The sequence below is a fragment of the Achromobacter aegrifaciens genome, assembly GCF_902859965.1.
Lineage (GTDB): Bacteria > Pseudomonadota > Gammaproteobacteria > Burkholderiales > Burkholderiaceae_B > Achromobacter > Achromobacter aegrifaciens.
The window spans coordinates 1006796-1030117 of the sequence record NZ_CADIKO010000002.1 but is presented as its reverse complement, the minus strand read 5'-3'; the positions used below and the strand labels follow the sequence as shown (position 1 = coordinate 1030117).

The window sequence follows — 23322 nt, the reverse complement described above, 5'->3', positions numbered from 1 at the left end:
GCTTCCTCTTCGTTGGACTCACGCCGGCCCGGCGCGATGCCAGGCCGGCGCGGGGCCGCGCCTTACTTCCAGCTCATGTCCCAGAAGCGCACCAGTTCATCCGAATAGGGCTTGAAGTTCAGGTCCTTGGTGGTCACGTAGTAGGCGGGCAGGGTCCACAGCGGCACCGCATAGGCCTTCTGTGCAATCAGGTCCAGCGCCTGCTTGTAGGCGGCCTTGCGCGCGCCGCTCTCGATGGTGTGGTCGCCCTTGTTGAGCAGGTCGCGCACCTGCGGGTCACGGGTGATGTCGTCGTTGCCGAAGGCGAAGTACACAGGCGTGGACGCGGACACGTCGTTGACCAGATTGGACGCCCAGGTCTGGTGCGTGAGCGAGGCCTTGTTGGCGCGGATCATGTCGCGCATGGCGGCGTACTGCAGGAAGTTGAGCTTGGCGCGGATGCCCACCGCCTGCAGGTAGTTGATGATGGCTTCGGTCTGGTTGCGCTCGCGATACGCCACCAGGTCGATGTCGAAGCCGTTGGGGTAGCCCGCTTCCGCCAGCAGTTTCTTGGCCTGGGCGGGATCGTACTTGTAGACCGGCGCGCCTTCCTGGGTGCAGCCCGTCTGCGAAGGCGTGCAGATGGTGTTGATGAGACCGCCGCCTTCGCCCACGATGTTCTTCAACATGGCTTCGCGGTCGATGGCGTGGATGATGGCGCGCCGCACGCGTTCGTCCTTGAGCTGCGGCGCGGGCGTGCCTTCCTGGATGTTCATCTGCATGAAGACGATGCGCATGGTGTCGCCCGTGACCATCTGCAGCGAGGGCATGCCGCCCAGCTGCTCGGCCTGGTCCTTGGGCACGCTCATGATCAGGTCCTCGCCGCCCGAGATGACCTCGGCCATCTGCGTCTGGCGGTCGGGGATGAAGCGGATCACCACCTTGCCGATCTTCGGCTGGGCCTTGGGCGAATCCTTGAAGTAATCGGCGTTGCGCTCCAGCGTGATGGACTTGCCGGGCTGGTAGTCCACCACCTTGTAGGGACCGGAGCCCACCGGCTTGGCGTTCATGCCCTTGGGCCCGACTTCCTGGTAGTACTTGGCCGGATGTATGGCGGCGGTGGTGGATAGGTATTCCTTGGCGCCGGGGAAGGGCTCCTTGGTGGTCAGGCGCACCTTGTACTTGTCGATCTTCTCGACCTTGTCGATCCAGGCCACGTTCTGCTGCGTGACGGCCTTGTTCTTCGGGTCCGCCACGTAGTTCAGCGTGTACACCACCGAATCCGCGTCGAACTCTTCGCCGTTATGGAATTTGACGCCTTCACGCAGCTCGAATTCCATGGTCTTGTCGTCGACCTGCTTCCAGCTCTTGGCGAGCTGCCCCTTGTACTCGTTGGTGACCGGGTCGCGGTAGAGCAGGGTGTCCCAGACGTTGGCGGCGATGATGACGCCGATCCGCACGTTGTTGTAGTAGGGATCCACGCTTTCCGGCGCCTGGTCGTAGGCCATGCGCACGGTGTCGTCCTTCTTGCCGGCCAGCGCTGGCTGGGCCGCCAGCGTGGCGCAGGCCAACAGGGCGGCAGCCAGGGCCTTGAGGGGGAGGGGGCTGCGCCAGGTCGGCGCGGATGCTGCGGGGGTGATGCGGAAATCAGTCATGGTGAGGCTCCTGTGGAAGTCACTGCACGTACTGCTTATCTGCCATCTTGTCGCGGGCGGCGCGGCCCGCTGTGCTGCCTGCGGCGGGTCAGCCGGAATCGGCCGCCGCCGCGGGCGGTTGGGTAAGGGTCTTCAACGCGGCCTCGCACTTGCGCTGCAAGTGCTGGCGCATGATGCCGGCCAGCCGGTCCGCGTCGCGCGCGTCCAGGGCCTCGGCCATCTCGATGTGCTCGCGCATCGCCAGATCCCATTTCTGGCGGTTCTCGTTCGAGACGAAGCGCAGGTTCTGGATGCGCGCGTTCTGGGCGTCGTACAGCTGCTTGAGCAGGCTGTTGTGCGCGGCCAGGCTGATGCGTTCGTGGATTTCGCGATTGGTGCGGAAATAGGTGGGGAGGTCGTGGCGCGCGTGGCTGGCCATCATTTCGTAGGTCAGCGCGCGGATCTCGGCGATTTCCTGGTCCGTGGCCCGTTCGCAGGCCAGCCGGCAGGACATGGCCTCCAGCCCGCCGATGACCTCGAAGGCTTCGCGGATGTTCGCTTCCGACAGCGCCACTACCTGCGCCCCGCGGTTCGGTTCGATCTGCACCAGGCCTTCGGCGGCCAGCACGCGGAAGGCTTCGCGCAAGGGGGTGCGGGATACGCCGAGCAAGTCGCACAGGGTGCGCTCGTTCAGCCGCGAGCCGGGCGGGAATTCGCCCTGGATGATGCGTTCGCGCAGTTGCCCGGCCACCGTGGCCGGCAGCGTGCGGCCGTTGCCCATGCCGCGCGCCGCAGGCGGCGGCGCGGTTTCGGCGGCCAGGCTGGCGGCGCCGGAATCAGGCATCAGGCTGGAAACGCTGCTCATTGGTATACAAAAATTCCCCGTGTTTTGCGAGACTATAAACCTGTCTTTCCGTATCACCAGATGGGTGTATACCCTAGGTTATTAACGCAAAAACAATGGGATAGAGTGACGCATGCCGCAAGTCCGCGCGCGGGGAAAGTCCTGCTTGTCTGCCCTGCGCCTTTCGTTGGTATACAAAAATATTCCACTTTGGGACTACGCATGCTTACCCTGAACAGTCATCCGTCCGGCCGGCATTTCCTGCAGATTCCGGGGCCCACCAACGTGCCCGACCGCGTGCTGCGCGCGATCGACCAGCCCACCATCGACCATCGCGGACCCGAGTTCGGCGCGTTGGGCCTGGCGGTGCTGGAAGGCGTCAAGCAGGTGTTCCAGACGCAGTCGCCGGTGGTGATCTTCCCGTCGTCCGGCACCGGCGCCTGGGAGGCCGCGCTGGTCAACACCTTGTCGCCCGGCGACCGCGTGCTGATGGTCGAGACCGGCCATTTCGCCAGCCTGTGGCGCAAGCTGGCGGGGCGGCTGGGCCTGGAGGTGGACTTCCTGGAAGGCGATTGGCGCCACCCGGTGGACGCGGCAGCCATCGCCGCCCGCCTCGCCGAAGACCAGGGGCGCAAGATCAAGGCCGTGTGCGTGGTGCACAACGAAACCTCCACCGGCGTGACCAGCGACATCCCGGCCGTGCGCGCCGCGATCGACGGCGCCGCGCACCCGGCGCTGCTGATGGTGGACACGATCTCGTCGCTGGGCTCCATCGACTACCGCCACGACGAATGGGGCGTGGACGTGACCGTGGCCGGTTCGCAGAAGGGCCTGATGCTGCCGCCCGGCCTGGCCTTCAACGCCGTCAGCGCACGCGCCCTGGCCGCGGCCGACGAGGCGCGGCTGCCGCGCTCGTACTGGGACTGGCGCGAGATGCTCGCCGCCAACGCCCGCGGCTACTTTCCGTACACGCCTTCGACCAACCTGCTTTACGGCCTGCACGAAGCCCTGGCCATGCTGCGCGAAGAAGGCTTGCCGCAAGTCTTCGCGCGCCACCAGCGCCATGCCCAGGCCACGCGCCTGGCTCTGGCCGGGTGGGGGCTGGAGCTGCTGAGCCTGGATCCGGCCGCGCACAGCCCGGCGCTCACTGCGGTGGTCATGCCCCAAGGCCATGGCGCCGACGCCTTCCGCAAGCTGGTGCTGGAACGTTTCGACATGTCGCTGGGGCAGGGCCTGGGCAAGCTCACCGACCGCGTGTTCCGCATCGGCCACTTGGGCCACTTCAACGACCTGACGCTGTGCGGCACGCTGGCCGGCGTGGAAATGGGCCTGGCCGCGGCAGCCGTGCCGCATAGGGCGGGCGGCGTGCAGGCGGCAATGGAATTCCTGGCCGGCTCGCGCGCAAGCGTAGCGGCCTGAGACACACACATAACGAGGGAAACGATGAACACACTCATGCAGCAGGCGATCCAGTTCGCCAACGACCACGAATCCGCCTGGGACCGCAGCGTCAAGGGCAACTTTGGCGTGCACCTGAACGATCCGCCGCCCTGGAACCGCCTGCTGGGCCCCATCCACGACCGCGGCCCGGTGTCGGGCGTGGTCACCGTGCGCGGCGAGACCGTCGCGTCCTGGGGCGAGCCCGAGCGCGCCGACCTGACCTTCAGCGTGGCCAAGCTGTACCTGGCAATCCTGGCCGGCGTGGCCCATGACCGCGGCCTGCTGCCGGACGTGGACGAGCCCGTGGGCAAGCGCGTGCCCGGCATCGGCTTCGACGAAGGGCAGAACGCCGACATCACCTGGCGTCATCTGCTGCAGCAGACCAGCGAATGGGAAGGCGAACGCTTTGGCGTATCCGACCAGGCCGATCGCTATCGCGCCGTCACCTTCGGCGTGCCGCCGGACGGCAAGAAGGGCGAAGCGCGGCCCTTGCAGCGTCCCGGCACGTACTGGGAATACAACGACGTGCGCATCAACCAGTTGTCGTACGCGCTGCTGCACCTGTTCCGCAAACCCTTGCCCGAGGTCTTCCGCGAGGCGGTTACGCGGCCCATCGGCGCCAGCGAAAACTGGCAGTGGGTCGGCTACGACAACGCCTGGGTCGAGATCGACGGCCAGCGCATGCCGTCGGTGCCGGGCGGTTCGCACTGGGGCGGCGGGATGTCCATCAGCGCCCGCGACCAGGCGCTGATCGGCCAGATGCTGCTGAACGACGGCATGGCCAACGGCCGTCGCATCCTGTCCAGCGAGTGGATCCGGGACATGCGCACGCCATGCGCGATTGCGCCGTATTACGGCTATCTGATCTGGCTGAATCATGAAGGCCGCGTGTTTCCCAGCGTGCCGGCTTCCAGCTTCTTTGGCGTGGGGGCGGGTAGCTCGTTTACGTGGGTGGAACCGGAGCGGCAGATGGTGGTGATTGTGCGCTGGCTGGACTCGGCCCACGCCGACGCGCTGTTCGGCAAGATCCTGGAGGCGGTGGACGCTGGGGTCTAGATCGTTTTTGGCTAGGTATTTGATGTGGCGGCTGTAGGCGGCTTCGAGTATGCGGATGTCGGGGTTCTGAACCGCCGAGGCTGCCCTGCGCCATTCCGATGCTCGCCCCGGTGGGGCTGCGCTTCGGATGGCTCCGGGCCGCCTCGGCTGACAGCAGCCGAATGCACTGGTCTTAGGTCCGTTCATGGGTAGATGCCGTGAGCCGGTGTCCGGGCGGAGGGATCCGAAGCGCAGCCCCACCGGGGCGAGCATCGGAATCCCGCAGTCCGGACGCCGGCGACTCATGAACCCTGCCTCACAAAACCGAAGCGACAGGGCTTTGAGCTTGCGGATGTCGGAGTTCTTTAGCCGCCGAGGCAGCCCTGCGCCATTCCGATGCTCACCCCGGTGGGGCTGCGCTTCGGATGGCTCCGGGCCGCCTCGGCTGACAGCAGCCCAATGCATTGGTTTCAGGCCCGTTCATGGGTAGATGCCTTGAGCCGGTGGCCGGGCGGAGGGATCCGAAGCGCAGCCCCACCGGGGCGAGCATCGGAATCCCGCAGTCCGGACGCCGGCGACTCAAGAACCCCAGCCTCACAACACCAAACGTCAACAATCCATCCAAGAATGCCCAAGATGCGAATTTGACTCGCGCGGGCCTGCCGTTGCATGCTCCCGCCTAATCCATTTCCGTGAACGAGAGGAAGCCAACCATGAACTACCGCCGCCTCGGCCGCAGCAATCTCCGCGTCTCTCCGCTCTGCCTGGGCACCATGATGTTCGGCGAGCAGACCCCCGACGACGAAGCCGCCCGCATCGTCGCGTCCGCGCGTGACCATGGGTTGAACTTCATCGACACCGCCGACGTCTATAACGGCGGCCGCTCCGAAGAGGTGGTCGGCAAGCTACTGAAAGGCCAGCGCCACGATTGGGTGCTTGCCAGCAAGATCGGCAACGCCGTCGGAACCGGCCCAAACCAGGCCCACTATTCGCGCCAGTGGCTCATGCGCGGCGTGGAGGAAAGCCTCGCGCGCCTGGGCACCGACTTCATGGACATCCTCTACCTGCACCGCGACTACCATGAGGAAAACCTCGAAGAAGCCCTGTGGGCGCTGGGCGACCTGATCCGCGCCGGCAAGCTGCGCAGCTTCGGCCTGTCCAACTTCCGTGGCTGGCGCATCGCCGAGGTCATGCGCCTGTGCGAAAAAATGGGCGTGCCGCAACCCGTCGTGTGCCAGCCTTACTACAACATGCTCAACCGCGGTCCCGAAGTCGAGATCCTGCCCGCCTGCAAGCACTATGGACTGGGCGTCGTGCCCTACAGCCCGATCGCGCGCGGCGTGCTCACCGGCAAGTACCTGCCGGGCCAGGCGCCCGCGGCCGACACCCGCGCCGGACGCGGTGACCGCCGCATCCTGGCGACCGAATTCCGCGAAGAGTCCCTGGAAATCGCGCAAAAGCTGGTGGCGCACGCCGCAGTCCGCGGCACGCAGGCGGGGCATTTCGCCACTGCCTGGGTGCTGGCCAATCCCGTCATCACCGCCGTCATCGCCGGCCCGCGCACCCTGGCGCAGATGGAGGACTACTACGCGGCGCTGGACGTGAAGATCACGGCCGAGGACGAGGCCGTCGTCAACGACTGGGTCACGCCGGGCCATGCGTCCAGCCACGGCTACAACGACCCCAACTATCCGTTCTACGGCCGCCCGGTAGCAGCGGCCTGAAGCATAAGCCCAGGGGAAAAGCGCGCCGGTCCATGTGGCCGGCGCTCTTACGTTCAAGCCTTGCCCAATCCCCCGCGCGGCATGGCAGGCTGCGCCGCCGCTTCCAATTCAGCCGGTTGCACGCCACGCCCGATCAGCATGGCGCAGATCGCCGACACCACCCCCGCGAACAGCACGTACAGGCAGATCAGCCAAGGCTGGCCGCCGCCCGTCTTCAACAGCGCGGTCGCAATGATGGGCGTGATGCCCGAGGCGAAGATGCCCGAGAACTGGTAGACGAAGGAAATCCCCGTGTAGCGCACCTTGGCGTCGAACAGTTCGCAGAACAGCGCCGCCTCCGGCCCATACACCGCCGCGTACAGGATGCCGAACGGAATGATGATCGCCAGCCAGATCAACATCACGCTGCCCTGGCTGTTGAGCATCAGCCAGAAGCCCGGGAATGACGCCGCCGCGGTGATGAGCGAACCCCAGAAGTAAACCCGCGTGCGGCCGATCTTGTCGGACAGCCGGCCGAAGAAAGGAATGAAAAAGCACATCACGAGGGCCGCGGCCATCACCCCGATCAGCGCTTCGGTCCGGCTGATCTGCACCGTCTGCGTCAGGTACGAGATCGAGAACACGCCGAACACGTTGAAGAACACGCCGTCGATATAGCGCGCGCCCATGCCCTTGAAGACATTGCCCGGATAGCGCTTCAGCATGTCGAAGAACGGAATGCGGCTTTCGGCGTTGTTGGCCTTGACCGCCGCGAACTCGGGCGTTTCCTTGATGTTCAGGCGGATGTACATGCCCACCAGCACCATGGCGGCCGACGCCAGGAAGGCGATGCGCCAGCCCCAGGCCATGAACTGCGCGTCCGTCAGCAGGGTGGACAGCAGCGCCACCGTGCCCGAGGCCAGGCACAGGCCGATGGCCAGGCCGATCTGCGGCAGCGAGGCATAAAAGCCTTTTTTGCCCGGCGGCGCGTATTCGTAGGCCATAAGCACCGCGCCGCCCCATTCGCCGCCCAGGCCTATGCCCTGGAACACCCGCAGCAAGAGCAACAGGATCGGCGCCCAGATGCCGATGCTGTCGTAGGTGGGCACCAGGCCGATCAGGAAGGTGGCGATCCCCATGATCATCAGCGTCATCACCAGCATGCTCTTTCTGCCGATGCGGTCGCCGAAGTGGCCGAAGATCAGCCCGCCCAGCGGTCGCGTGACGAAGCCGACGGCAAAGGTGGTATAGGCCAGCATGGTCGAGACCAGCGGGTCGCCGGTAGGGAAGTACAGCTTGTTGAACACGATGCCCGCGACGACGCCGTACAGGAAAAAGTCGTACCACTCGATGGTGGCGCCGATCAGCGACGCGGCGACGACTTTGCGCACCGCGGCTTCGTTTTGCTTGGCCATGTCTAGTCTCCTTTGGTGGGGCGGTGGGGCAATCTGCGTTGTCCTGCGCCTTGGGGTTCTGCTATCCGGGGTCCGTCATCTCCGATTCAGGCGGCGACGCGCAGCGCCTGCGGCTGCGCTTGCCTGAGGTCCTGCAACATGAATTCGGCCGCGCGTTCGGCCAGCATCACCACGGGGACGTTGGTGTTGCCCGACACCAGCGTCGGCATGATCGAGCAGTCCACCACGCGCAGCCCCGCCACGCCGTGTACGCGCAGGCGTTCGTCCACCACGGCCATCGGGTCGCTGGACGGCCCCATCCTGGCGGTGCCGGACGGGTGGAAGATCGTGGCGCCGTATTCACGGCAGAAGTGCAGAATCTCGTCGTCCGTGCGCACGTCCGGCCCGGGGCGGAATTCGCGCTTCATCAGGCCTGCCAGCGGTTCGGTGGCGGCGAGCCTGCGCGCATACTTCACCGCCGCCACGGCCATGTGGCGGTCCAGTTCGGTGGACAGGTAGTTCGGCTGCATGGACGGCGCCTCGAAGGGATCCGCGCTGCGCAGCTGGACCCGGCCGCGCGACGTGGGCCGCAGCTGGCACACCGAATAGGTGCAGCCCGAGAACGGATGCACCTTGCCGCCCGCCATGTCCGCCGACAACGTGGCGAAATGGAACTGCGTGTCGGGCGTGCGGCTGGCCGGGTCTACCCGGCAGAACACGCCGCCCTGGTTGATGCCGACCGCCAGCGGCCCGCCGCGGAACAGCAGCCATTCCAGGCCCATGCGGGCGCGGCCCGTCAGGCTGCGCAACTGGTCGTTGGTGGTGATGGGGCGGGTGGTCTCGTAGATCAGGCGGATCTGCAGATGGTCCTGCAGGTTTTCGCCCACGCCCGGCAGGTCGCGCACCACGCCGATGCCGAACCGGCGCAGCAGGGCTGCGGGTCCGACGCCGGACAGCTGCAGCAGCTGCGGCGATTGCAGGGCGCCGGCGCACAGCACCACTTCGCGGCGGGCGCGAACGGTATGCACCTGGCCGTCGCGCCGGTAGCGCACGCCGCAGGCGCGCGTGCCTTCGAACAGTACGGCCATGGCGTGTGCGTCGGTTTCCACGCGCAGATTGCTGCGGTCCTGCGCGGGACGCAGGTAGGCCACGGCGGTTGAGCAACGGCGGCCGTTGCGTGTGGTGAGCTGGTAGTAGCCCACGCCTTCCTGGTCGCCGGTATTGAAGTCCTGCACATGCGGCAGGCCCAGCTTTTGCGCGGCGCCTATCAACGCTTCCACCAGCGGATGCGCCGTCTTGATCGAGGTGGCGTTGAGCATGCCCTCGGTGCCGCGCGTGGGGCCGGGGCCGAGGTCATTGTTCTCGAGCTTGCGGAAGTAGGGCAGGCATTCGTCCCAGCTCCAGCCGGGATTGCCGGCGGCGGCCCAGGCGTCGTAGTCCTGCCGCTGGCCGCGGATGTAGATCAGGCCGTTGATGGAGCTGGAGCCGCCCAGCGTGCGCCCGCGCGGCCAATAGATGCGCCGGTCCAGCATGCCGGGATCGGGGTCGGTGTAGTAGCCCCAGTTCAAGACCTTGTGGAACATCGTCTTGCCGTAGCCGATGGGGATGTGTATCCACGGGTTGCTGTCCTTGGGGCCGGCTTCCAGCAGGCAGACGCTGTGCGCGCCGCTGGCGCTCAGCCGGTTGGCCATCACGCATCCGGCCGAGCCGGCGCCAACCACGATGTAATCCACGGTATCGGACATGTCCGCAAGCTCTCCCTGCAGCAGGGCGCGGCGCCAAGCCTACGGCGCGTTAACCCTGCTTGTCGTTGTGGGGCGCACTTATATACTGGATCGATGCCGGCGCCTGGGCGCTGCGGCATTTGAGGCGATTCTAGGAAGCGCGCGCGCAGAGCAAAGCACAACAGGCGCAGGGGCGGAAAAGTGGAACAGAATATGCAGATTCAGTTTCAAAATCGCGGTGCAGCATCGGCGCAGCAGGCCGACGACGCCGCCACCCATCAAGAGGCCGCGCGTTCGCTGCGGGCGCTGGTGGTGCTGGACCACCTGGCGCGCGCCCAGCATCCGCCCACGCTGGCGCAACTGGCGCAGCGGCTGGACATGCCCAAGACCACCTTGATGCGCCTGCTGGCGGCCATGCAGCGCGCCGGCTTCGTGGCCGCCACGCCCACCGAGAACGGCTTCGTGCCGGGACCGCAGGCAGCAACCCTGGCCCTGGCAACTCTGCGCGCCTCGGCCTTCACGCGCGCCTGCCGAGCCGTGCTGGCCCAGCTGGTCGGCACCCTGGGCGAAACCTGCAACCTGACCGCGCCCGACGGCGACCGCGTGATCTACATGGAACGCGTGGAAACGGAGGAACCGCTGCGCCTGTTCTTCGCGGTGGGCAGCCACGTGCCCATGCACTGCACCGCCAGCGGCAAGTTGTTCCTGGCGTCCATGAATCGGCTGGAGCGCGGGCGGGTGCTGGCGCGCCTGCCGCTCACGCGCAACACGCCGCGCACGCTGACAGACCCGGCCAGGCTGGAAGAAGAACTCGAACGGCTGGCTGCGCGCGGCATTGGCATCGACAACGAGGAATTCGTGCGCGGCATGAGCGCCGTGGCAGTGCCGGTGCGCGACGCGGACGACCGCGTGGTGGCGGCCGTGGCCTGCCATGCGCCGACGGCGCGCGTCATGCTGGACGAGCTGCTGCGCGCGGTGCCGGTGCTGGAGCGCGCCGCGCGGGCCATGCACGACGTGCTGGCGCAGCACCGAACTGGCGCGACGTAGCGGCCCGGCCTGCGGGTTTTCAATCGGGCGTGAACAGGTCTGGCGGCAGGCGCGCCACGGCCTCGTAGGTCAGGCGGATGTGGGCGGCCAGCAGTTCACAGGCGCGGTCCGCATCGCGCGCCAGCGTGGCGTCCAGGATGCCTTTGTGTTCGTCGTCCAGGTCGCGCGCGATGGGCTTGCGCGTGACGGTCAGGCGGCGGTAGCGCTCGGCCTGCTGGTACAGGATGCCCAGGAAATGATGCAGCCAGCGCGACGGACAGGCGCGGATCAGTTCGCGGTGGAACTCGCGATTGCGCTGTTCCCACTCTTCAAAGCGGGTATCGGGGTCGGCTGCAAGGCGCTGTTCGGCCTTGCTCAGACGGTGGAAGGCGGCCAGCACGGCGCTTTCCCAGTCGTCGTCGCCCAGGGCGATGGACTGGCGCAGGGCCTGGGTTTCCAGCAGCACGCGGTTCTCGGTGATGTCGCGGAAGTCTTCCAGCGAAATCGGCGTGACGTGAAAGCCGCGCTGTCCTTGCGCGATGACCAGCGCGTCGGACACCAGCAGCGCCAGCGCTTCGCGCAACGTGCCCGCGCCCACGCCGTAATCGTCCTTCAGGTGTTCGACCCGCAGGCGCGAGCCCGGCGGATGCACGCCCTGGATGATGTCGCGGCGCAGGTTGACATAGGCCGCGCCGACCAGGGTGTTGGCCGAGGCGGAATGGGCAAGCGGGGGGAGGGTGGCGCCGTCTGACATGGGAGCTACTTTATCACTGGCCTTAAAAAATCTCGATAAAAATTATTGACGCCGAGATTTATGCTGCTTATCGTAGAAAAAAGCGTCGAGACCACGACCGGTAATCAGCCGGCGGCTGGCGCGCCCAGGAGACAAGCACAGTGATACGGCTACACGACGTCCGGCGCACCGGCCCGCGCACCCGCAACCTGCCCGAAACATCCGCCCGGCGGCCCTTGTTGCGCCCGGTTCTGCGTCATGTTGCGGCCTGCGTGGCGGCGGTGGCCGCACTGGTTGCCGGCCCTGCAGCCAGCGCGGAAACCTGGCCGTCGCGGCCGGTGACCCTGCTGGTCAATGGCGGTCCTGGCAGCCTGCCGGACCTGTTCGCGCGGCCCTTGGCCGAACGCCTGCACCGCGCCCTGGGCCAGCCCGTCGTGGTCGAAAACAAACCCGGCGCCGGCGGCATGCTGGCCATGCAGCAGCTCAAGTCCGCGCCGGCCGACGGCCACACGCTGGCCCTGGTCACCAACGCGCACCTGGTGTGGAACCCCTACATTTTTCCGGCCCTGACCTACGATCCGGCGCGCGACCTGCAGCCGGTCAGCCCGCTGGCGGTCATCCCCATGGCATTGACCGTCAACGACAAATTGGAGGCCAAATCCCTGGATCAACTGCTGGCGCTGGCGCGCCAGAAGCCTGGCCGCCTGAACTACGCGTCCTCGGGCAACGGCAGCCCGCCCCACGTGCTGTTCGAAATGCTGCGTGAACAGGCAGGCGTGGACATCCTGCACGTCCCATTCAAAACCGGCACTGCCGCGCTGAATTCGGTGCTGGCGGGCGATACCGAAATCTATTTCGCCGGCACCGCGCTGGTCGAGCCCATGGTCAAGGACGGCCGCCTGCGCGCGCTGGCAATGAGCGAGACCGTGCCCGACGCTGCCTTCGGCAAGACGCCCACGCTGGCCGCCAGCAACTTCCGCGGCTTCGAGGGCGCGGTGTGGCTGGGCGTGGCCGCGCGCGCCGGCACGCCGGACGCCATCGTGCAGCGGCTCAACGAAGAAATCGGCCGCGCGCAGCAGGACGGCGCGCTCAAGCAGATGTACGCCAGCCACGGCTCCTTGCCGTACCATCTGGCGGCGGCGGCCTTCGCCCAGCGCGTTGCAACCGAGCGGGACACTTCCGGTCCCGTGCTGCGCAAGCTGGGCATCAAGCCCGATTGAACTTCCTACTTCCAACCCTGGTATTCGGGGCTCCGCTTGCGGGGCCCGCAGCAGCTTATGAACCTGATCGAAGAGATTGTTGAAAACTCCCCGTCCATCCGCGACATCCGCAGGGACATCCATGCGCATCCGGAACTGGCGTTCGAAGAGAACCGCACCTCCGACCTGGTGGCCCAGCTGCTGGAAAGCTGGGGCATCTCGGTGCATCGCGGCTTCGGCAAGACCGGCCTGGTGGGCGTGATCCGCAATGGCGACTCCGGGCGTACGCTGGGCCTGCGCGCCGACATGGACGCGTTGCCCATGCACGAGGTCAACCAGTTCAGCCACGCCAGCAAGCATCCCGGCGTGATGCACGCCTGCGGCCATGACGGCCATACCGCCATGCTGCTGGGCGCGGCCCAGCATCTGGCGCGTCATCGCAACTTCGACGGCACCGTGTACCTGATCTTCCAGCCCGCCGAAGAGCGCGGCGGCGGCGCGCGCGAGATGATGCGCGACGGCCTGTTCGAGAAATTCCCCATGGAAGCGGTCTTCGGCATGCACAACATGCCCGGCATTCCGGTGGGCTGCTTCGCCTCGTCCGCGGGGCCGGTGCTGGCGTCCAACAGCGAATTCCACGTGACCGTGCGCGGCAAGGGCGGCCACGCGGCCATGCCGCACCTGTCCATCGATCCCATACCCGCGGCAGCGCAGATGATCGAGGCCTTCCAGACCATCATCAGCCGCAACAAGAAGCCACTGGAGACAGCGGTCATCTCGGTGACGACGGTGCAGGCGGGCGGCGTAGTCAACGTCATCCCCGACACCTGCGAACTGCGCGGCACGGTGCGCGCCTATACCCGCGAAACCCTGGACCTGATCGAGCGCCGCATGGGCGAGATCGCGCAGCACGTGGCCGGCATGTTCGGCGCGCAATGCGAATTCGTCTTCACGCGGCACTATCCGTCGACCATCAACCACGAGGCCGAGACCGCCTTCATGCGCAACGCGCTGACCCAGGTGGTAGGGCAGGAGCGCGTGCTGGTGCAGGCGCCCATCATGGCGGCCGAGGACTTTTCCTTCATGCTGGAAGAGGTGCCCGGCAGCTATTGCTTCATCGGCAACGGCGAAGGCGACCACCGTGAACCCGGCCACGGCGAAGGCCCGTGCCTGGTCCACAACACCAGCTATGACTTCAACGACGCATTGCTGCCGATCGGCGCGAGCGCCTTCGTGAAGCTGGCTGAGAACTGGATGCCGCGCAAGTAGCGGCAATGGCGGCGCGGGCGGACAGGACAGCGCCTGCCGCCCGCGCGCCGCGACTATCCCGTGTCAGTGCGACGAACCGGCCTGGACCGACAGTTCGTGGTTACGTGTGCGCACCAGCAGCGCGCTGAGCGCAGCGGCCAGCCCTGCAATCAGGGCGCCCGCCAGGAAGGTCAGCTGATAGCCGCCATTCAGCGCCAGGGTCGGCGCCGCGCCAGCCGCTGCCAACCCCGCGGTACGCGCTGCGGCCAGGCTGGCCAGCACCGCCAGACCTAGCGCGCCGCCCATCATGAAAGCCGTGTTCACCACCCCAGAAGCCAGGCCGGACTGGCTGGGCTCCACATCGCTCATCGCGGCCAGCAGCATCGGGTTGAAGGCCACGCCCGCGCCCAGGCCCAGCAGCAGCATGGCTGGCAGGACATCGACGGCGAAGCTGCCGTCCGCCGGCGCGCGCGCGAACAAGGCCAGCCCCAGCGCGGCAATGAACAAACCCGTGGCCAACGGCCCGCGGATACCAAAGCGCATCACCAGCTTGGCCGACAGCCCCAGCGAGAACGCCGCCATGATGAGATTGGCCGGCAGAAAGGCCAGGCCGACCTCCATGGGGCTGTAGCCCAGCACCAGCTGCATGTACAGCGCCGACACGAAGAACCACGCGAACATGGCCGCGGCCCACAGCACGCCGACGACGTTGGCCGTGGCCACGTTGCGCAGGCGGAACAGCCCCAGCGGCATCAGCGGGGATTCCACCCGCGCTTCGATCGTCAGGAACAGCGCCATCAGCGCGGCTGCCGCGCCCAACAGGGTCAACGACTGCGTCGAGGTCCAGCCGGCCTCGTTGCCGTTGACCACCGCATACACCGCCAGCATCAGCGAGGCGGTGACGCTCAGCGCGCCGGCCACGTCCAGCCGGGCGCCGGCGGCGGCAGGCGGTGCGGCCGGAATCAGCCGCAGGCACAGCGCATAGACCACCACGCCGATGGGCAGGTTCACCAGGAAGATCCAGTGCCAGGACAGCGCGCTGGTCAGCAGCCCGCCCAGCAGCACTCCGATGCTGCCTCCGCCCGCGCAGACAAAGCCATACACGCCCATGGCGCGCGCCCGTTCCCCGGTTTCGGTGAACAGATTCATGATGAGCGACAGCGACACCGCCGACACCACCGCGCCGCCCAGCCCCTGCGCCGCGCGCGCGCCGATCAGCAGGGCCTGGTTCTGCGCCAGGCCACAGGCCAGCGAGGCAATCGTGAAGACCACCAGGCCCACCAGGAACATGCGGCGGTGCCCCAGCAGGTCGCCCAACCGCCCGCCCAGCAGCAGGAAGCCGCCGAAGGTCAGCATGTAGGCGTTCACCACCCACACCAGCGAGGTCTCGGTGAAATGCAGGTCTTCGCGGATGGAGGGCAGGGCGACGTTCACGATGGTGGTGTCCAGAACGATCATCAACACGCCCAGGCAAAGCACCATCAGCGCCCACCAGCGTTGCTTGCCATGTATTCCATGCGTCATCAGTTGTTGCTCCGTGGATGGCGGTTCGATCCGCCGCGTTGCTTTTCTAGTGGGAAACGCGCCCGCCACTGACCATCCAGCGCGTGCCGTAACGGTCTATCAGCGAGCCATGGGCCTCGGCCCAGAAGGTCTTCTGCAAGGGCATGGTGATGCTGCCGCCGTCGGCCAGCAGGTCGAAGACGCGTTGCGCGTCCGAAACCGTGGGATAGGCCAGCGCCAGCGCCACGCCTTGCTTGCCGGGATAGGGATGCCCGGCGGTCGCGTCGCTGCCCATCAGGGTCTGCTCGTCCAGGCCCAGGCGGGCGTGCATGATACGGCCGGCGTCTTCGTCCGACAAGACCGGCATGGCGGCGTCGGGCGGGGCGTCCGCATAGCGGATCATGGCCTCCATCCGCCCGCCCAGCACGCGCTCGTAGAAGTGCATGGCCTCGGCGCAATTGCCGTCAAAGCTGAGGTAGGCGGATAGTTGGGGCATGATGTCTCCAGGGTGACGAACGGACGGTGCCAGGAGGGCGGCGCCGCTCTATGATGGAAGCCTGACCCCACGTACAAAGGAGCCCGGCCATGCTGAAAGGAAGCTGCCATTGCGGACAGATCGCGTTCGAAGTCGATGGCGAACCGTCCCAGGTACTGGAATGCAATTGCTCGCACTGCAGCCGCAAAGGCTATCTGCTGTGGTTCGTGCCCCGCGCCAGCGTGCGCCTTGCCACGCCCGCCAGCGCCATGTCGACCTACCGGTTCCACAAGCACGTGATTTCACACCACTTCTGCGCCAATTGCGGCTGCGCGCCATTCGGCTTCGGCGTGGGTGCCAAGGGCGAAGAGACAGCAGCGATAAACGTGCGCTGCCTGGAAAACGTGGATCTGAACGCCTGGCCCCGCATCCCGTACGACGGCCGCAGCGTCTGAGCGCCGCGAACCGCGCTACATCATAGGGCAAGCGCGCGCCGCGCGATATGGCGAGCGCGTGACATGTCTTTTCATCGAATTGAACGAGTTTTCAGGGAAGCGCCGCATGAGCACCGTAAAACTGCTGTCCGACGACGACGTCCGCAAAAACCCGCAGGCCTGGGCCGTGTTCGAAGACATCCGCGCCACGCGCAAGTCGGATTTCGTCAACAACTTCTGGCGCGCCCTGGCCAACGATCCGCCGCAGCTGGAGCGGGTCTGGGGCCAGCTCAAGCAAGTCATGATGGCGGACGGCGAACTCTCTCCCCTGATGCGCGAAATGATCTACATCGCCGTGTCCACCGCCAACGGCTGCACCTACTGCATCCATTCCCACACCGCCGCCGCCCGCGCCAAGGGCATGACCGACGGCCAGCATGCCGAACTGCTGGGCGTAATAGGCATGGCCGCGCAGACCAATGCCCTGGTCACCGCCATGCAGGTGCCCGTCGACGAGGCATTCATCGTGAAATAGGAGGCCGCCATGTCTCTGATCCCGCTGTTTCCGCTATCCAACGCGCTGTTCCCCGCAGGCGTGCTGCACCTGCGCATCTTCGAGGTGCGCTACCTGGACATGATCCGCCGCTGCATCGCGGACGGCAGCGAATTCGGCGTGGTCGGCCTCTTGTCGGGCCAGGAGGTCCGCACGCCGGAAGGCACGGAGACCCTGGCCCCCGTCGGCACCATGGCGCGCATCGACGCCTGGGACGCGCCCATGCCGGCCCTGCTGGAACTGCGCTGCGTCGGCACCAGCCGCTTCCGGCTGCTTTCCAGCGAGGTGGCAAAATACGGCCTTTGGATGGGCCAGGCCGAGCCCATCCCCGATGACCCGCCCGCACCGGTGCCGGCAGCCATGCAGCCCAGCGCCGACGCGCTAGGACGCCTGGTGGCCCAATGGCAGCAAGATGGCGTGTCCCCCGAAAGAATGCCCCTGGGCCCGCCGTTCCGGCTGGATGACAGCGGCTGGGTCGCCGACCGTTGGTGCGAACTGCTGCCCCTGCCGCCCGACGACAAGGCCGCCTTGCTCGCCATGACCGACCCGGTGGCGCGCCTGGCGGCGATCCAGGACGTGCTGCGGGGGCAGGGGCTGGCTTAGGAAAGATGCCAGGGCCTCGTATAGATACCAGGCTGGGCGTAACCGTATTTGGACACCATGGAAATCAGGATAGACGAGGGCCTGCGCGCCTACATAGACCCCTTGACCGACGACGAGCGCGAGGCGCTGGAACGCAGCCTGCTCGCCGAAGGCTGCCGCGACGCCCTGGTGCTATGGGGCGACCTGCTGGTCGACGGCCACAACCGCCATGCCCTGTGCATGAAGCACGGCATCCCCTTCGAAACCCGCCAGAACACCTCCTTCAAATCCATCGAGGACGTGCACCTCTGGATGATCGAAAACCACCTGGGCCGGCGTAGCGTGTCGGATTTCCAGCGTGGGGTGCTGGCGCTGCGCAAGAAGGAAATCCTGCAGGCGCGCACCGCGGCTGCGCCCGCGCCCGACGATCCGCCCTGGGACGAAGACTCCGGCGAACCGCCGCCGTTGCCTGCCGCAGTCGTGTCGCAGGCGCTGAGCCGGCAGGCTTTGGCTCGGGCTGCGCGGATCAGCAGCAATACCCTGGGGCAGATCGAGAAGATACAGAAGGCCGCGGCGCCGGAACTGGTGCGGGCGGTGAAGGATGGGGCTATCTCCATCAATGCCGCGGCGGCTGTGGCGACGTTGCCGCCTGAGCGGCAGGCTGCTGCTGTGGCTGGCGGCAGGAAGGAATTGCAGCAGGCGGCTCGTGAGGTCCGCCAGGCTAAAGCGCCGCCACCGCGTGAGGCTGTGCCGGATATTCCTATTGAGAACATTGCGGATTTGCCGGCGGAGGTGGCGCGGTTACGGGAGTTGCTGACTCGGCTGACGGATGAAAGGGATCAGTTGAAGAAGAAGGTGATGCATTTGACGGTGGCGTTGGCGGAGGCGAGGAATGCGTCGGGGGGAGGGGATGACTAAAGGCCTGGTTGGGAAAGGCTGAACGGCTTGCCAAGCGTGGGCTTTGCGTTGCTCAGCCTAAAGCCAGCTTCCGTCGTCGCTGTGATTAGTCGCGCCAGCCGCTAAGTCGGTTCGGCTTACGGTTGCGCCGCTGTATCGCCCGGAAGGATTGGATTGCTCCTTCCGGGCTAGTTACTTGCACAGCGATCACGAATAACCTATTCGTTAAAAAATGAATGAAGGGCGATCACGAGAAAGTGACGCTGGCACTTGACTACATCGCGGAGCGCGCGAAGTTGAAGGCTGACAGCGACGCTGCAAAACCCTGCCGGGATGCCGCAAACGCCAAACAGTCGCGTCCCACGACCCGCAGTTTTTTCATCGAGTACGGGCGTCTCGCGTAGGACGCTTGCATTCTCCACGGCTGATGGATGAAAAAAGATGCAAAACATGCTTCCGAAACTTCTGCTGCTGAGCTTTCTCTTGATGGGATTCTCTGGAAGTGCAACCGCGCAGCCCTCTCAGAAAACGGATGCCGATGCCAAGAAGGTTGCAGCGGCACTTCTAGCTACAGCGAGCCCGCAGAAGGAGACCAGGCAAGCGTTCGCTCAGCGTGCTGGCCCTACCTTCAAGCGCCTGGTAGCAACCGAGACCATGACGCGAGTTGTATTGGGACCAGCGTGGGGATCAATGTCAGCGTCAAGGCAGGCAGAAGCCGTCGATCTTTATAGCCGGTTCCTGATGAGGACCCTCCAAGGCGCCTTCGAAAACCCGTTGCCCTCGCAGTTTGAGTTGGAGGATGGGGAGAGGTTCCGAAGTAAGCCCGGCTCGGCTACTGTGTATCAGATCACCTGCCTCACGCTGAAAACAGCAGACTGCATTTACTATTCGGCGAAATCGAAGGCCAACGAGTTCACCATGGCGTTTCAACTTCTTTATATTGATGGTAGGTGGCAGGTGGTCGACATGCATGTGAGCGGGATGTCCGTTCAGCAGGTCTATCATTCGAATTTCAGTTCCATTATCAAGTCTGATTCGATCGAAAAGTTGCTGGAAGAGCTTCGCGCGCGAGTCGATAGCTGATCTGGCTGGTATTTCGCCGCTGACCATGGGCGCTCATGGTGAGGGGAGGGAATTTCCTTTGCGGAATTGCAGTCTGGCACCTTTTCCCCGCCGTTTGCGCACCCAGATCACCAATCCAGTCACGCTCAGCGTCGCAACAAAAATCCCCATGAACGAAATCAACACGCGCCCCGGCATGCCCAGTAGCCGGCCGGAGTGCAGCGGCAATTGCGCCTGCATGAACACATCGCCCCAGGTGCCTTGGCCCGGCACTCTTTCGCCGACGATCGTACCGGTGTCGCCGTCCAGATAAAGCACGTTGTTCCCCATGCCGTTCTCATCCCGGTCGTCTTCCGGCGTGTAGAACGTCACGCCATAAATGCCGAAGCGCTGCGCATAGAAAAGAGACCCGGCGGGGGCAGTCCAGCCTCGACGGCTGCCTTCGGCCTCGGCTACGGCGATAGCCTGCTCTCGACGCAGCAGCGGGTCGGTCAGTTCCCGCTCGCGACTGCCCTGGCGTGACTGAAATGGCGAGGGCGTGATCGGCGAGAAAACCGACACGAGCGGCTGCATCACTTGCGTTCCCAGGTTCAGCGACACCGAGGTCACGGCCAGCATCAGCAGCAGACCCCATACCCATACGCCACCCGAGCGATGCACGTCGAAATTGAGTTTGACGCCGCCCTGGCGCAGCCGGAAGCTCAGCGACTTGCGCCAACTGCGCACATTGGGAAATGAGATACAGAGTGCCAGGAAACTGTCGATGATCCAGACCGCCGACACCACCCCCATCAGCCACACCCCGAATTCGATTCCCCAGCCTTTGGGGATGTGCAGGGTGTAGTGCAGCTTGTAAAGAAAGGGCAGCAAGTTCTCGCGCGACAGCGATATCTGGCCCCACTGCCGCTGCCCCTGGACCTGGCCGGTGGCAGGATCCACGGCCAGTTGATTGAAGCCGAGGACGTAGGGCGCTGCGGTAGCGGGATCGATGCGCGCGGCGACACCCAGCATCGCAGTGTGGCCAGGCTCCAGCGTCAGCGGGACAAAGCTGACTCGCAGGCGCGGGTCAGCCGCCTCGACCCGGCGCGCCAACTCCAAGGGAGCTAGTGCGTTAGCTGTCGCACCGGAGGCGGCCACGTACAGTTTGGGGTTAGCCCACTCGTCGAGTTCGTGATTCCATGCGATCAGCGCGCCGGTCAAGCCGGCGACGAACAGGAAACCCGCGATGAACAGGCCGCACCAGCGATGCAGCACCACCATCGCGCCACGCATGCCGCCGCGCATCAGAATTGGTAGCGTGCCGACAGCGTCACACTGCGCGGCTCGCCATAGACATTGCTCGGAAAGCCCACATTGCCGGACAGCGCGTTGTAGTACTTCTTGTCAAAGACATTATTGATGTTGAGCTGTACATCCAGTTTCGGCGTCGCCTGCCAGCCCAATACCAGGTCGGCCAGGGTGTAGGCGTCCTGGCTGATACGGAAGGGAACGCCGCTCGTGGTGCCCTGGTTGTAAATGGAGCCCTGGCGGTAGACCGAGCCGCCGATGCGCCAGCCTTGCAAAGCGCCAGACAGCCGGTACATCGTCGACAGCTTGAACAGGTGTCGCGGCGTGTCGGTGTCGAACAGCTCGCCCACATTGTCGGGGTTCGCATCCTTGCGATAACGCGCAATGGCTACCGTGTAGCCCAGACTCACTTGCCAGTTGGGGGTGATGGCGCCCTGCAATTCGAATTCCACGCCCTGGCTGCGTACTTCGCCGGCGGCCGAATAGCAGGCGACAGTCGGGTAACCGGCGCATTGGGTCTGATCGGTGCTGCGGAAGGCGCGGTTTTTCTGGTCCATGCGGAACAATGCTGCCGAGGCATTCAGCGCGCCATTGAAGTATTCGCCTTTGATACCGATTTCATAGTTTTGACCGATCACCGGATCCAGCAGATTGTTGCTGGCGTCCATGTAATTCTGAGGCTTGAAGATGTCCGTGTAGCTGGCGTAGACGGAGTGCTGGTCGTTCAAGTCGTAGACGATGCCGGCGTACTTTGTCAGTTGGTTATTGATGCGGTATCGGTTATGCGCGCTGACGGATGGCGTATTGGCGGTAAAGCTGGGATACGTGTTGACGGTGTCGTTGTAGTCGAACCAGTCCAACCGTCCGCCCAGTATCAGTTTCAGCCGATCGGCCAGGTTCAGGCGGGTCGTGGCGTATAAGCTTTGCTGGGTGATGTCGGCGTCCATCCAGTCGCGCAGCGGGATGTTGGGATTGGCGACGGCACTCGGATCGAAGTCGTAGAGATCGAGGTTGTCGTAGAGAACCACGCCTTGACGGCTGTTGCCGTCGAAATCGATGTTGCGGTAGCTGGCGCCCAGTACCAGTTCATGCGTGCGGCCAAGCAATTGAAAGGGACCGTTGGCATACAGGTCCACGCTGCTCTGCTTTTCCGTATGGGCGTTGCGCGCGCCTAGTTGGCGGTATTTTGCGGTGGTGAAGTTGTAATTGAGGTAATGGCCCAGCATGTCGACCTCGGCCTGCGCGTAGTAGGCCGAGAGATGCGTACGCCAGCCATTTTCGAATCGGTGGTCGAGTCCCACGAATGCCGAAGTGGTGTTCTTGTTCCAATGTTCCCAGTCATTGGCATATGAGGTGGATCGAGGCAGATCCAGATCGCTACCGTCGCGGGCCACGGGCAAGCCGGTAAAGCCATTGCCATGCAACCTGTTCTCTTGGTGCAACGCGCTGAGCGTGAGCGTGGTGGACGCAGTCAAGTCCTTTTCCAGGATCCCGTAAAACGTCTGGCCGCTGCTGTTTTCGCCACGCTTGTAGCTTCCGTAGTCCTGAGTGGCGATCACGGCGCGGCCGCGTAGACTGCCGTCCTCCGATAGCGGACCAGAGGCGTCCAGCTGGGCTCTATAGTGGTCCCAACTGCCGGCGCTCACGTCGGCGGATACCTGCGGCACATCGGTCGGCCGCTTGCGCACCAGATTGATCGCAGCCGACGGATTCCCTGCACCCTGCACCAGCCCGGTGGCGCCACGCACGATCTCCACGCGGTCATAAATAGCCATGTCGGTGGACAGCAGGTCCTGCGACAGGTTGGAGCTGTCCAGGCTCACGGGCAGACCGTCGAACATGATGTTGTCCACATACATGCCGCGCGCATAAAAGGAGGCGCGCTCCGGGCCGAAGCGCCGGTACGTCAGACCGGGGGCAGCCTGCACCACATCGTTGATCGTCTGCAGGTTCTGATCCTTGATGCGTTCGTTGGTAATGACGGTGACCGACTGCGGTGTCTCGCGCATGGACAGGTTGAGCCGGGTGGCCGTGGCCATGCTGCTGGTGGTGTACGAGTCCGTGCCCTCGGTAGTGCCGTCCGCTACCGATGTTCCGGTTACTGTAACCATGGGCAGCGTGGCGGCGTCGGACGCAGCGGACGAGAGCGTCTCGTCGACTTGCAGCACGTACGCGCCATTGTCCAGTTGCACGGCCCGCAGGCCGCTGCCGGCAAGCAGAAGGCTCAGCGCGCCCGCGGCGGGATGGCGGCCGCTCACGCCGGCCGTGCGCTTGCCCTGGGTTTGCTCGGCGGTAAAGGTCAACATGATGTTGGCCGTGCTGGCCAACTGACGCAAAGCGGGCGCCAGCGGCCCGGCGGCAATCCTGAATTCGACCGCGGCGGTCCCTGCCGCGGGAGGCGCGGCGCCTTGCGCCAGCACGGCGGCCGGAACGCCGGCCGCGAGGGCGGCGGTCAGCGTCAGGGCGGCAAGCGCAGTAGACGATGGGTAAGGGCGCTCCGAATCGTGGGCGCGGTGCAGGTTCGGCATGTTCTTCCTCTGGATTGGACCTCCGAAAATCCCGGTCCTTCC

20 protein-coding genes are annotated in these 23322 nt (G+C 65.4%); 11 read left to right on the top strand and 9 right to left on the bottom strand.

Annotated elements, in window-relative coordinates; genetic code table 11:
* Positions 1-62 precede the first annotated feature (62 nt).
* Positions 63-1634 carry an ABC transporter substrate-binding protein gene (locus tag HV793_RS15950; RefSeq protein WP_119449429.1) on the bottom strand — a complete coding sequence of 524 codons (1572 nt, stop codon included), beginning with the start codon at positions 1632-1634 and terminating at the stop codon, positions 63-65.
* 88 nt (positions 1635-1722) lie between these two features.
* Positions 1723-2394, bottom strand: coding sequence for a GntR family transcriptional regulator (locus HV793_RS15945; protein WP_225588818.1), 672 nt, complete (start codon positions 2392-2394; stop codon positions 1723-1725).
* Between the two features lie 285 nt (positions 2395-2679).
* On the opposite strand from HV793_RS15945, the gene HV793_RS15940 reads away from it, so the two are divergent.
* The 3 genes from HV793_RS15940 (at position 2680) to HV793_RS15930 (ending at position 6656) form a co-directional block, all read left to right on the top strand.
* Positions 2680-3876 carry a pyridoxal-phosphate-dependent aminotransferase family protein gene (locus tag HV793_RS15940; protein WP_175162877.1) on the top strand — a complete coding sequence of 399 codons (1197 nt, stop codon included), beginning with the start codon at positions 2680-2682 and terminating at the stop codon, positions 3874-3876.
* Between the two features lie 24 nt (positions 3877-3900).
* Positions 3901-4953 (top strand): serine hydrolase domain-containing protein, encoded by a 1053-nt coding sequence (locus HV793_RS15935; protein ID WP_175213497.1) that lies wholly within the window; start codon positions 3901-3903, stop codon positions 4951-4953.
* Between the two features lie 692 nt (positions 4954-5645).
* Positions 5646-6656: an aldo/keto reductase gene (locus tag HV793_RS15930; protein WP_175213496.1), complete on the top strand. Its 1011-nt coding sequence runs from the start codon at positions 5646-5648 to the stop codon at positions 6654-6656.
* Between the two features lie 53 nt (positions 6657-6709).
* On the opposite strand, the gene HV793_RS15925 is transcribed toward HV793_RS15930, so the two are convergent.
* The gene (locus HV793_RS15925) at positions 6710-8050 is read right to left on the bottom strand and encodes an MFS transporter (RefSeq protein WP_175213495.1); all 1341 of its coding nucleotides are present in this window, start codon (positions 8048-8050) and stop codon (positions 6710-6712) included.
* An 86-nt stretch (positions 8051-8136) separates the two neighbouring features.
* Entirely contained in the window at positions 8137-9774 is a 1638-nt protein-coding gene (locus tag HV793_RS15920; RefSeq protein ID WP_175181257.1) for a GMC family oxidoreductase, read from the bottom strand.
* 180 nt (positions 9775-9954) lie between these two features.
* Here HV793_RS15920 and HV793_RS15915 point away from each other — a divergent pair, with 180 nt between their 5' ends.
* Entirely contained in the window at positions 9955-10800 is an 846-nt protein-coding gene (locus tag HV793_RS15915; protein WP_054456468.1) for an IclR family transcriptional regulator, read from the top strand.
* 19 nt (positions 10801-10819) lie between these two features.
* Here HV793_RS15915 and HV793_RS15910 read toward each other — a convergent pair whose 3' ends face one another.
* Complete coding sequence (locus tag HV793_RS15910; RefSeq protein WP_175213494.1) at positions 10820-11533, bottom strand: GntR family transcriptional regulator; 714 nt, start codon at positions 11531-11533, stop codon at positions 10820-10822.
* A gap of 140 nt (positions 11534-11673) precedes the next feature.
* Between HV793_RS15910 and HV793_RS15905 the strand changes: the two genes are divergently transcribed.
* Complete coding sequence (locus HV793_RS15905; RefSeq protein WP_244958653.1) at positions 11674-12732, top strand: Bug family tripartite tricarboxylate transporter substrate binding protein; 1059 nt, start codon at positions 11674-11676, stop codon at positions 12730-12732.
* Between the two features lie 57 nt (positions 12733-12789).
* On the top strand, positions 12790-13980 hold the full coding sequence (locus tag HV793_RS15900) for a M20 aminoacylase family protein (RefSeq protein ID WP_175213493.1): 1191 nt from the start codon (positions 12790-12792) through the stop codon (positions 13978-13980).
* 63 nt (positions 13981-14043) lie between these two features.
* Here HV793_RS15900 and HV793_RS15895 read toward each other — a convergent pair whose 3' ends face one another.
* On the bottom strand, positions 14044-15483 hold the full coding sequence (locus HV793_RS15895; protein ID WP_175213492.1) for an MFS transporter: 1440 nt from the start codon (positions 15481-15483) through the stop codon (positions 14044-14046).
* A gap of 46 nt (positions 15484-15529) precedes the next feature.
* Positions 15530-15958 (bottom strand): VOC family protein, encoded by a 429-nt coding sequence (locus HV793_RS15890; protein ID WP_054453774.1) that lies wholly within the window; start codon positions 15956-15958, stop codon positions 15530-15532.
* Positions 15959-16047: 89 nt separating this feature from the next.
* Between HV793_RS15890 and HV793_RS15885 the strand changes: the two genes are divergently transcribed.
* The 5 genes from HV793_RS15885 (at position 16048) to HV793_RS15865 (ending at position 19486) form a co-directional block, all read left to right on the top strand.
* Positions 16048-16392, top strand: coding sequence for a GFA family protein (locus HV793_RS15885; RefSeq protein WP_175213491.1), 345 nt, complete (start codon positions 16048-16050; stop codon positions 16390-16392).
* Positions 16393-16498: 106 nt separating this feature from the next.
* Complete coding sequence (locus HV793_RS15880) at positions 16499-16906, top strand: carboxymuconolactone decarboxylase family protein (protein WP_054453779.1); 408 nt, start codon at positions 16499-16501, stop codon at positions 16904-16906.
* A 9-nt stretch (positions 16907-16915) separates the two neighbouring features.
* Positions 16916-17527 carry an LON peptidase substrate-binding domain-containing protein gene (locus HV793_RS15875; RefSeq protein WP_119451942.1) on the top strand — a complete coding sequence of 204 codons (612 nt, stop codon included), beginning with the start codon at positions 16916-16918 and terminating at the stop codon, positions 17525-17527.
* A gap of 57 nt (positions 17528-17584) precedes the next feature.
* Positions 17585-18424: a hypothetical protein gene (locus HV793_RS15870; RefSeq protein ID WP_054453784.1), complete on the top strand. Its 840-nt coding sequence runs from the start codon at positions 17585-17587 to the stop codon at positions 18422-18424.
* A 420-nt stretch (positions 18425-18844) separates the two neighbouring features.
* Complete coding sequence (locus HV793_RS15865; protein ID WP_175213490.1) at positions 18845-19486, top strand: MlaC/ttg2D family ABC transporter substrate-binding protein; 642 nt, start codon at positions 18845-18847, stop codon at positions 19484-19486.
* A 33-nt stretch (positions 19487-19519) separates the two neighbouring features.
* Here HV793_RS15865 and HV793_RS15860 read toward each other — a convergent pair whose 3' ends face one another.
* The gene (locus tag HV793_RS15860) at positions 19520-20749 is read right to left on the bottom strand and encodes a PepSY-associated TM helix domain-containing protein (protein ID WP_244958652.1); all 1230 of its coding nucleotides are present in this window, start codon (positions 20747-20749) and stop codon (positions 19520-19522) included.
* Positions 20749-23280, bottom strand: coding sequence for a TonB-dependent siderophore receptor (locus tag HV793_RS15855; protein WP_175213489.1), 2532 nt, complete (start codon positions 23278-23280; stop codon positions 20749-20751). Before HV793_RS15855 ends, HV793_RS15860 begins: the two co-directional genes overlap by 1 nt.
* Positions 23281-23322 lie beyond the last annotated feature (42 nt).